This window comes from Paenibacillus antibioticophila (assembly GCF_000455265.1).
Taxonomy (GTDB): Bacteria; Bacillota; Bacilli; order Paenibacillales; family Paenibacillaceae; genus Fontibacillus; species Fontibacillus antibioticophila.
Map to the genome: position 1 here is coordinate 938,133 of NZ_HG005139.1, position 10,518 is coordinate 948,650.

Below are 10,518 nucleotides of genomic sequence, written 5' to 3' on the forward strand. Positions count from 1 at the left end.
CCCCAACTATATTTCGAGTTGGCGCAAGGCTTTTTTTTGTACTTTACTCCCTCCCAGATAATCACCATAATCATTTCTCCAGAAGCCTTGCCCCAAGCGGCCAATCTGAACAAATGATTGTATCCGGAATGCTAACGGGCATGTATTGTGAAAGCGTAATCAATTTATGTCAATGGAGGTCAAATTGGAATGAAGAAAAAGTCATTCAGTATGTTACTGACCGTATTGCTCGCATTCAGCCTGGTATTGTCCGCATGCGGGGGAGGCGAGAAGAGCAAGGAGGCAACAGCGGATCCGACACCTGCTCCGTCAAACTCCAATGAGGAGGTCTCGACCGCTCCGGAGGAACCGACGGAAATTACGATTATGCTTCCGCTGAATACGTCAGAGACACCGCCGGACACGATCAAAAAAGAAGTCGAGAAGTTGACCAACACGAAGCTGACCTATCAATTTTTCCCGGCGGATACGTATGAAGAGAAGCTGAACACCTCTTTTGCAACGGGATCCTTGCCACAGGTTACGTATTTGAAGAACTCCACTACCTTCGTTCAGATGAAGGAAGCGATTAAAGATGGTCAGTTCTGGGAGATCGGCCCTCTGCTTAGCGAGTTCCCGAATCTGAACAAGCTGAAGCCGGAAATTCTGAATAACACCAAGGTGGACGGCAAGCTGTACTCGCTGTACATCGGCAGACCGCTGGCTCGTCAAGGCATGATCTACCGCAAGGACTGGGCGGACAAATTAGGTCTTAGCGCACCGGCGAATGTGGATGAATTATTTGAAATGGCCAAAGCCTTTACCGAGCAGGATCCGGATGGCAATGGTCAGAAGGATACAATCGGAATTGTTGACCGGAACGAGCTGGTCTATGGTGCCTTCAAGACCGTATCCGCCTGGTTCGGAACACCAAACTATTGGGGAACCAAGGACGGCAAGCTGGAGCCGGAGTTTACGTTTGAAGGCTACTATGACACGATGGATTTCTTCAAAAAAGTACGTGAGAGCGGCTATATGAACCAGGACTTTGCTGCGACAAGTAAAACGGATGCCGTCAAAATGTTCACCAGCGGCAAGGCAGGGATGTACATCGGCGGCTCGATGCAGGATATCGATTCACTGCATAAGGACCTGATCAAGAACGTTCCGGAAGCGGTGCTTGATACGCACAGCATGGTTGCCGGTCCTGACGGTAATTTCGCACAATGGATGATTCCGGGATATAACAACATTGTTCTGTTCCCGAAATCGGCTGTAAAGGATGAGGCCGAGCTTAGAAAGATTCTCGCTTTCTTTGACAAGATGATGACGCCGGAGGTTGCCAATGTAATGTACTGGGGTATCGAGGGTGTCCACTATACCGTCGTTGACGGCAAAGCCAAGCCTTCGTCAGAGAAGGAACTGATTGAGCGCGAGGTAAAAGGCTACAAGGACAGCGTTATCGGGGAAGCCGAAACGAACGGAATGTACGAGAGCTACAATGAGCTTCCGGGCCGGATTCATGCGGAAGAGCTGCTTCTGGAGAACGTAAAGGTTGGGGTAGCTGACCCAACTGCCGCACTGGATTCAGTCACCTATATGGAAAAGGGTGTCGAGCTTCAACAGATTATTACGGATGCGACGTATCAATATATGTATGGACAGATCGATAAAGCCGGCTTTGAGAAAGCAGTATCCGACTGGAAGAGTCGGGGAGGCGATAAGATCATTGAGGAGTTTAATGCCGCCGCGAAATAAAGTGTGACTTTGCAGTCACCCGGAAAGGCTGTGGAACTGCCATGGCCTTTTCGGTTCATCAAATAGTAGAGAGGAAGAATCTCATGCAGGAAGTCACCGTTCAGCCCGGAGCCGCCCCTCCGTTGCGGCTCGAGAAAAAAACGAGATCAAGCGAGCTCAAGAAACGGTTGTGGCGAAATAAATGGCTTTATGTGATGCTGTTGCCCGGAGTGCTGTACTTTATCATTTTCAAATATCTTCCGATGTACGGACTCATTATTTCATTTCAAAATTATAAGCCTTATCAAGGAATATTCGGCAGCGAATGGGTAGGATTTGAGCATTTCAAAAGGCTGTTCACGGAGCCGGAGTTTTTCAATATTTTATGGAATACCATCGTTTTGTTTGCGCTAAATATATTTATTTATTTTCCGATCCCGATTATTCTCGCTTTGATGCTCAATGAATTGAGAGGCAATTTCTTCAAACGGATATTTCAGACCCTGGTATACCTGCCGCATTTCATGTCATGGGTCATTATTGTATCCATCTCCTATGTTATGGTCACGATGGATGGCGGGATTATTAATGAATTGCTGAGTTATTTTGGCTTTGAAAAGATCAATTTCCTGCTTAGTAACGGCTGGTTACGTCCGATGTACATTATTCAGGTGATATGGAGAGAAGCAGGTTGGGGGACGATTATTTATCTCGCAGCAATCGCAGCCGTTGATCCGGGACTGTATGAGGCAGCCCGTATGGACGGAGCCGGCAGAATGCGTCAGGTGTGGCATATTACGCTGCCTACGATCCGCGGGGTTATTATAACGCTGTTCATCTTGAAAATCGGTCATGTGCTGGATTTAGGCTTCGAACATGTCTATCTGCTCTTAAACTCCATGAACCGGCAGGTTGGGGAAATCATCGATACGTATGTCTACACGGCTGGTTTGCGACAAGGACAATTCAGCTATAGTACGGCGATTGGCTTCTTTAAATCGATCATCGGCTTGATCATGGTTATGCTTGTTAACCGGATCTCGAAAAAAATGGGTGAAGAAGGCGTTTACTGATATTGCAGGAGGAATCTAAAAATGGTAGAAGACAGATCGATTAGCGGCAGAATTTATGCCGCCATCAATTTCACGCTGCTTGCCTTGATTGCGTTAATTACCGTGCTTCCCTTCGTCCACGTTGTTGCCGGATCATTTACGACGAGTGCGGAGCTGGCTGCGCATAAATTCGTGTTGATTCCACGGATCTGGAGCTGGGATGCGTACAAATTTATTTTTTCCACAAATACGATATTCAGGGCGATGGGCGTCTCCATTGGCGTGACGTTAGTCGGAACCCTGTTCAGTATGTTTATTACTTCATTGATGGCCTACGGTCTGGCCCGCAGAGATTTGGACGGGCGGAATGTGATTAACTTTATGGTCGTATTCACCATGCTGTTCACCGGCGGGATGATTCCTACCTTCCTGGTCGTGAAGGAATTAGGGCTGATCAATACGTATGCCTCGTTAATCCTGCCGTCGGCAATCAGTGCCTTTAATATGATCATTCTTCGGAACTTCTTCCAGAACATACCTGAGGGTCTAGAGGAGTCGGCAAAAATCGATGGGTGCAGCGATTTCGGTATTTTGTTCAAGATCGTCCTTCCGCTGTCCATGCCGGCCATCGCCACGATCTCCCTTTTCTATGCGGTGACGTATTGGAACACCTATATGAGCGCTATTCTGTACCTGGATGACAGTACCAAGTGGCCGATTCAAGTGCTGCTGAGACAGATCGTCGTGCTGGCCAGCGGGATGGACCATAGCTCCACATTGGACGGAACGGTGCCTCCGCCGGATCAGACGATCAAGATGGCGGTCATAGTGGTGGCTACGCTCCCCATTCTTATGGTGTATCCATTCCTGCAAAAGCATTTTGCAAAGGGAGCGCTGTTGGGCTCGGTGAAGGGTTAAAAGTCAGATGATCGCTCGGACGATCTGCGAAGCATAAGTATTAGACGAATCACAATTGGAGGGAGCTTGAACATGACGGTTAGTCGCCCGGAGACACCGATTCAATGGGCCAGGAAGGCCTGCGACTCATTAATGGATATCTACGCTGCAGCGGGCAATCTTCCCCCTGCGCATCGATGGCATTATCATCAGGGTGTATTTTTATGCGGAATGGAGCTCCTTGCACAGACGGTTCAAGATAGCGGCCGTTACATGGAGTACATTCAGCAATACGTCGATAATTTGGTGGATGATTACGGTAATTTCTACTTCGCCCGGGATGAACTGGATGCGATGCAGGCAGGGCAGCTGCTCTTTAGATTACATGAACAGACTGGTGAACCGAAGTATAAAGCTGCTGCCGATAAGCTGCGCTGCCTGCTGCTGACCTTGAACAGAACATCGGAGGGCGGCTTCTGGCACAAGGACAAATATCCGAATCAGATGTGGCTGGATGGGCTGTACATGGCAGGCGTGTTCTCCTTGAAATATGCCAACGCTTATGGCGAGACAGGCTTACGGGAGGTGGTGCTGTTCCAGGAGCGGCTGATGCGCAAGCATATGAAGGATGAAGCTACAGGCTTGCTGTATCACGCCTGGGATGAAAGCCGTCAGATGCCCTGGGCAAACCCGGATACCGGCTGCTCTCCGGAGTTTTGGAGCCGGGCGATAGGGTGGTACGGACTGGCTCTAAGTCAGTTTCTTGATTTGCTGCCAGAGGATGATCCCGGCCGGGAGGAGCTGGCGAAGGAGCTGCAGGGCTTCGTTCAGGCGCTCATTCGTTATCAGGATGGTGCAAGCGGTTTATGGTATCAGGTGGTGAACAAAGGAGATCAGAAGGACAATTGGCTTGAGGCCTCCGGCTCCTGTCTGTTCGTCTATACGCTTGCGAAAGCGGTCCAATTCGGACTGGCCGGTGAAGAGGCAGTGATCGCGGCCAGAAGAGGTTTTGAGGGATTGACTGAAATCGTGGAATGGGATGAGCAGGGGCGGCTGCTGTTGCCGGATATTTGCATCGGAACCTCGGCTGGCGATTATGAGAACTATGTGACTCGTCCGAAGGTGAAGAATGATCTGCATGGAGTTGGGGCCTTCGTGATGGCTTGTGTGGAAATGCGGTCTTTAATGACGACATAGGAGCGTACAATCAAATGAGCATTTATAATATCACAGACTATGGTGCAAACAGAGACAGCGGTATACCGGCAACTGCAGCAATCGCCGCAGCGATAGAGGCTGCGAGCGAAGCCGGCGGCGGAACAGTCTACGTTCCTGCAGGGGTGTATGTGACGGGATCGATTCGGATGAAAAGCCATGTCGAGCTTCGGCTTAGTCCTGGCTCGGTGCTATCCTTCAGTACCAATCCGGCTGATTATCCTGTGGTGGAATCAAGATGGGAGGGTGTAAAGCGGCCTGTGCATGCCTCTTGCATCTATGGCGAAGACCTGGAGCAAGTCTCGGTGACGGGCAGCGGGACGCTGGACGGGAACGGACAGCCGTGGTGGCATAAGCAGAGAAATGCTCCGCATGAGCTGGAGTACCCGCGGCCGAAGCTGATCAGCTTTGACCGGTGCCGGCGGATCACCATCCGGGATATCTCGCTCATTCAATCTCCGTCCTGGACGATTAATCCGATCTGCTGCAGCGATGTCACGATCGATAATGTGTCGATTAACAATCCGGCGGACTCTCCGAATACGGATGGAATTAATCCGGAATCCTGCAACAATGTCCGTATTGCGAACTGCCATATCGATGTCGGGGATGATTGCATCGCTATTAAGGCGGGAACGGAAGATACGGCGGAAAGGGTGGCCTGCGAGAATATTACGATTACGGGCTGCACGATGATACATGGACATGGCGGTGTGGTGATCGGCAGTGAAATGAGCGGCGATGTCCGCAATGTCACCATCAGCAATTGTATCTTTAAAGGAACGGACCGGGGAATCCGTATTAAATCCCGTCGCGGCCGCGGCGGTACGGTCGAGGATATTCGCGTTGCCAATGTGGTTATGGAGGAGGTCATCTGCCCCTTCATTATGAATCTCTATTATTTCTGCGGCCCGCGCGGGAAGGAAAAATACGTGTGGGACAAAACGCCTTATCCGGTGACAAAGGAAACGCCCAGGTTCAGAAGAATACATTTCATGAACGTAACAGCCCGGGAGGTCCATGCAGCAGCAGGATTTCTTTATGGGTTGGCAGAACAGTACGTATCAGAGATTACGTTTGACGGAATCGATATTTCCATGGCCAAGGAAGCGATTCCGGGCAAGCCGGCCATGATGTCGGGCATACAGGATATGAAGCAGCGCGGGTTCTATCTGGGAAATGTCCGGGATGTGCGTTTTAACCGGGTTACGATTGAGAATCACTTAGGCCCTGCCTTCTACATCGAGAACGGGGAAGATGTCGAAATCGTGCATTGCCGATCAAAAAATACGAGCAAGCCGGAGCCTTTGGTGGAACAGGTGGAGCTCGTACCGTTAAATCTGGAGTTGGAAGAATCCTGAGTATGAAAAAGTAGTGTAGTGGAGAGGAGCCGTCTGGCATGATTTTGGTTGGGGCATCGTCCTTCTGTCATTTCCGAACAATACAGGGGGCGGTAGATTTTCTAGAGCAGACAGCTTCCGGAGAGCAGGAAACGATTTGTATCTTGCCGGGGATCTACGAGGAGCAGGTCATCATCTACCGGTCCAATCTGAAAATGGTTGGCATTGGAGCGGTTGAGTTAACGATGAACCGTTATGCCAAGGAACTGGATGAAGACGGGAATGAAATCGGCACATTTGCCACGCCGACCTTATTTCTGGGCGGAGAACGCCTTGTCGTTGAAAATATGACGATTTCCAATACGGCAGGGATGGGGGAGCATATCGGTCAAGCTGTGGCGGTGTATGCCCATTGTGACCAGACGGTCTTTCGCAATTGTGTATTCAAGGGCCACCAGGACACTTTATTTACTGGCCCTTTGCCGCCAAAGCCCAAGGAGCGGGCGCAATTTGGCGGTGTCCCGATCAGGGAGCAGCATGATCATTATCGCCAGCTGTATCAAAATTGCTACATCGAGGGGACCGTCGATTTTATCTTTGGCGGGGCGACTGCTTATTTTGATGGCTGCAATATTCACAGCCTGCTGCAAGCGCCCGGGAAGAGAGGGTATCTTACGGCCGCCTCCACTCCAATCGGACAACAATACGGTTATGTCTTCTGTGGCTGCTTCATCACGGCAGATCCCGGTGTGTCGGAGGTATTTCTGGGACGGCCTTGGCGCGAGTATGCCCAGACCGTATTTGTGAATTGCCAAATGAGCGAGCATATTCATCCGTTAGGCTGGGACCACTGGGATAATCCGGCAAATGAGCAGACGGTAGATTATCGGGAGTACGGACCGGCAGAGATGATGACTGCGATCTCCAAGAGCAGGGTGGCCTGGGCGAGGTGTGAGGCGCTTGAAGAAGCTGCAGACAACCCGGCAGCAGATTATGCCCTGGAGCAGGTTTTCGCCGGAACCGATTTCTGGAGGAACTAGCTTTCAAGGATAGGAACGGACGGATGGACGGCTGCGTAACCTTTGTATGAAATATCGTATAAAAGCCAACGCCGTAGTGGTCGGACAAGTGAATTTGTACGAATAAACATACAAAAGATTCCACCTGCGGCTTGGATACGCCAATTTTATACGAATAAACATACAAATTCTTCTATCTAGTGCTCATTTAGCGCTTTTTTATGCGAAAGATCGTACAAAGCCCGCCGTATGGCTGATTTCGAAAAGTGTTGTTGACTGGCTTCGGGATCCGTGGTAATATTTATTTCGTTGCCGCTAAATTAATGGCATCACAATAAATGCGGTCGTGGCGGAATTGGCAGACGCGCACGGTTCAGGTCCGTGTGGGCTAACCCCCCGTGGAGGTTCGAGTCCTCTCGACCGCACCAATCTAACAATGAACGAGCTCTTGAGTTTCCTTTTGTGGAGATTCAGGAGCTTTTTGTATATTCGTAATTTGCAAGGTATTGCTCATTACTTGAGCTGAAGAAAGTTTTGAGTTGTATTCAAGATGAACATAAATGTTGGCGGTCATGGAATAATGGCTATGCCCCAGCCATGCCTGAATTCCTTTTAAGCTGACACCGTTAGCAAGCAGCAAGCTGGCACAACTGTGCCGAAGAGCGTGAAACCGAATTCGCTGAAAATTATGCTTTTTTCAGGACGAGCAGAAAATGTTGAGTAATATACCCGGCTTAATTCGCTCTCCCAGCTTATTGACGTAAATATAGTCCTGATATCGGTCGCTGTAAGAATCCTTGTACAGAATGGCCGCAAAAGCAGTTCCAGTAAGACGGGAACTAGGGGCAAAGTGCGATAACTTGCGCCCGAATGGAGGACGTTTTGGAGACGTATGCCCTGCCCTACGATCCCGAAATCCCGCTGAATTGAATGGATGAACAACCTGTGCAACTGCTGGAGCATTCTCGTCCACCGGAACGATGAAGCCGGGGCAAGTGTGCCATGAGTACAACGAGTACGTTCTTCGTCACAATTATCCCTATATAAGAAGTATTCGTATCCATCTGAATTAACCTTGTTCTCCTCAATGAAGTAATTATCAATCCAAGCGCCCTTTTTTAGTTTGGGGAACGAATACCGTATAATTCCTTGTTGATGCAAAAATAGGGGTCCTCTACTTCTGGGAAGTAAATGGTTCGGTCCACATGCATTTCTATCAAAAGCTCTTAAAGCTTGCAGACGGAATGCATACAGTGCCCGGGAAACAAATGGCTGCACAGCGACATCAGGTGATGACCACATTTTTAGATCAATTTGAGAACGAATTGGGGCTTGCCACCCCTGGAGCAGTTGCCTCGAAGTAAAGCGTCAATGCCTGCGGAAGTATTAAAAAGTCCATGTTCTGTTGTTGAGAATACAACGGAACATGGACCTTTTTGCTATATAAGGCAGAGCTTATAAGCCTCACAAGGCTTTTAATCATTTTTTAATCTGCATTTTACAGTACAGCGAATTTCCCGTTGAATTGCAAGTCGCGCTAGACAGGCCCTTTTTCCATACCACGATTGTAGATGGACATGTAGTTTACAGCATGTCGGCTGGGGGCGCGAAGTCTTGGAATCGACAGTATTACAGCGTTATATGAGAAAAAGAGGGGCGAAGGAAGCGCTGCGAAAGGGGATCTCATCGTCCTTATAGTTGAGATGCCATAATGGTAAGCCGGGTATGTAACTAATCATACGGCCTAACCGGCATTCTTGCTATGAATTTCGAAACCCCTGTTATATTCTTCCTAACAAATGCGTCTGGGCTTAGTATAATAGATTAGGAGTCTATTTAATTGAGATGGGGGCTGCAAGATGAAGATCGTTGATTTGAACCCGAATCCCGGAAGCAAGGCCAGATTGGTCGGTTATTTGCACGATATCGAGAAGGAGAGCATGGGCAACCGCGTCGAGCGGCCTTGCGTGGTGATTTGCCCCGGCGGCGGCTTTGAAATCCTGTCTCCGCGTGAAGCGGATCCGCCAGCTACAGCCTTTTTCGCCAAAGGATACCATGTGTTTACGTTGTATTACTCGATCCGGGAGGAGGCGAGCGAACTAAGGCCGATCATGGATATTTCCCTCGCGATCGCGAAAATCAGGGAAAACGCCGCTGCATGGGGGATTATTCCCCGCCAAATCGCCGTTTGCGGTTATTCGGCCGGCGGATACGTTGCGGCTTCATCGGGGACCTTGTGGAATCACCCCAAACTGCTGGAGGCGGACGGCAGCCAAGACGGACAAGGCCGGCCGGACGCCATGGTGCTGTGTTACCCGGTCATTACGGCCGGCGAATTTGCGCACCGGGGCTCCATTGAACGCTTGGGACCCGGCTGGAATGAAGCGGAAAGGGAAGCGACGTTTTCGCTGGAGAATCATGTCACCACTTTGACGCCGCCGGCCTTCTTGTGGCATACGGTGGAGGACGCCAGCGTGCCGGTGGAGAATTCCATGACTTTTGCGGCGGCACTGCGGCGAGCCGGCGTCCCGTTTGAATGCCATCTCTACCAGAACGGCAGACACGGCATGTCGATGTGCACCACGGAGGTCAACAGCCGCGACGACCATTTGGCCACCTGGTTTCCGCTTTGCCTGGAGTGGCTGAGCCGGCAGTTTGCGTTTGAATATTGAGGATCGTTAGCCGGGTTCCCGGCGCAGCTTCAGCACGAACGTGCTGCCTGCGTCGGAGCTGCCGTCGAGTATGAGATCTCCGCCTTGGGCGCGGGCGAGCAGGCGGCTGAAGGTCAGGCCGAGCCCCAGCCCACGCACCTTTCTTTTCTTGGCTTCCCCGCGATAGAATTGCTCGAAGACCTGCGGCTGTTCCTCGGCGGGGATGCCGCTGCCGTTGTCTTGAACGCGGATATCGACATCATGCTCTTGCGCCGTCAGATCGATCCGAATACGGAGCGGCCGTTCCGGGACCGCCGCCTGGAGCGCATTGTTCAACAAGTTCACGATGATTTGCTGGATGCGCAGGGCATCCCCGCCGGCAATCAGCTCCTCCGCGCCCGGGGCGACCTTGACGGAAACCGGCTCTCCCTCATGAATCAACCCCCATTGATAGACGATTTCTTCTATGAGCACTTTGACTTGAAGCGGGCTGTTCTTCACTTCCACGCTGCCGGAGGACAGGGCGTTGTAATGGAGTAGGTCCGCCACCATCCATTCCATCCGTTCCGATTCCTTGAGGGCAATCTCCAGGAATTCCTCGGCTTCCTCCCGGTTGACAACCCCTTCG

At 50.6% G+C, this 10,518-nt stretch carries 9 protein-coding genes and 1 tRNA gene; 8 read left to right on the forward strand and 2 right to left on the reverse strand.

The features are described from left to right. Window positions 1-189: 189 nt before the first annotated feature. The 7 genes from TX85_RS04145 (at window position 190) to TX85_RS04175 (ending at window position 7,667) form a co-directional block, all read left to right on the forward strand. Window positions 190-1,737 carry an extracellular solute-binding protein gene (locus TX85_RS04145; RefSeq protein ID WP_044477853.1) on the forward strand — a complete coding sequence of 516 codons (1,548 nt, stop codon included), beginning with the start codon at window positions 190-192 and terminating at the stop codon, window positions 1,735-1,737. A gap of 83 nt (window positions 1,738-1,820) precedes the next feature. After that, window positions 1,821-2,789, forward strand: a complete 969-nt coding sequence (locus TX85_RS04150; protein ID WP_044477854.1) for an ABC transporter permease — start codon at window positions 1,821-1,823, stop codon at window positions 2,787-2,789. Between the two features lie 21 nt (window positions 2,790-2,810). Next, window positions 2,811-3,686, forward strand: a complete 876-nt coding sequence (locus tag TX85_RS04155; protein ID WP_044477855.1) for a carbohydrate ABC transporter permease — start codon at window positions 2,811-2,813, stop codon at window positions 3,684-3,686. A 72-nt stretch (window positions 3,687-3,758) separates the two neighbouring features. After that, window positions 3,759-4,862 (forward strand): glycoside hydrolase family 88/105 protein, encoded by a 1,104-nt coding sequence (locus TX85_RS04160; RefSeq protein WP_044477856.1) that lies wholly within the window; start codon window positions 3,759-3,761, stop codon window positions 4,860-4,862. Window positions 4,863-4,876: 14 nt separating this feature from the next. Further along, a complete protein-coding gene (locus tag TX85_RS04165; RefSeq protein ID WP_044477857.1) occupies window positions 4,877-6,241 on the forward strand; it encodes a glycoside hydrolase family 28 protein in 1,365 nt (454 codons plus the stop codon). 41 nt (window positions 6,242-6,282) lie between these two features. Then, window positions 6,283-7,260 carry a pectinesterase family protein gene (locus tag TX85_RS04170; RefSeq protein WP_044479793.1) on the forward strand — a complete coding sequence of 326 codons (978 nt, stop codon included), beginning with the start codon at window positions 6,283-6,285 and terminating at the stop codon, window positions 7,258-7,260. Between the two features lie 319 nt (window positions 7,261-7,579). After that, window positions 7,580-7,667: transfer RNA gene (locus TX85_RS04175), tRNA-Leu, on the forward strand. A gap of 2 nt (window positions 7,668-7,669) precedes the next feature. On the opposite strand, the gene TX85_RS25720 is transcribed toward TX85_RS04175, so the two are convergent. Continuing rightward, window positions 7,670-7,879, reverse strand: a complete 210-nt coding sequence (locus tag TX85_RS25720) for a site-specific integrase (protein WP_071784157.1) — start codon at window positions 7,877-7,879, stop codon at window positions 7,670-7,672. A 1,219-nt stretch (window positions 7,880-9,098) separates the two neighbouring features. Between TX85_RS25720 and TX85_RS04185 the strand changes: the two genes are divergently transcribed. Next, a complete protein-coding gene (locus TX85_RS04185) occupies window positions 9,099-9,911 on the forward strand; it encodes an alpha/beta hydrolase (RefSeq protein WP_044477859.1) in 813 nt (270 codons plus the stop codon). Between the two features lie 6 nt (window positions 9,912-9,917). On the opposite strand, the gene TX85_RS26220 is transcribed toward TX85_RS04185, so the two are convergent. Further along, the coding region (locus TX85_RS26220; protein WP_044477860.1) for a sensor histidine kinase at window positions 9,918-10,518 on the reverse strand (601 nt) is incomplete at its 5' end.

Excerpts from the sequence above, each read along its gene's own strand:
- TX85_RS04145 (WP_044477853.1), top strand. The coding sequence starts at position 190 with ATGAAGAAAAAGTCATTCAGTATGTTACTGACCGTATTGCTCGCATTC.
- TX85_RS04150 (WP_044477854.1), top strand. The coding sequence starts at position 1,821 with ATGCAGGAAGTCACCGTTCAGCCCGGAGCCGCCCCTCCGTTGCGGCTC.
- TX85_RS04155 (WP_044477855.1), top strand. The coding sequence starts at position 2,811 with ATGGTAGAAGACAGATCGATTAGCGGCAGAATTTATGCCGCCATCAAT.
- TX85_RS04160 (WP_044477856.1), top strand. The coding sequence starts at position 3,759 with ATGACGGTTAGTCGCCCGGAGACACCGATTCAATGGGCCAGGAAGGCC.
- TX85_RS04165 (WP_044477857.1), top strand. The coding sequence starts at position 4,877 with ATGAGCATTTATAATATCACAGACTATGGTGCAAACAGAGACAGCGGT.
- TX85_RS04185 (WP_044477859.1), top strand. The coding sequence starts at position 9,099 with ATGAAGATCGTTGATTTGAACCCGAATCCCGGAAGCAAGGCCAGATTG.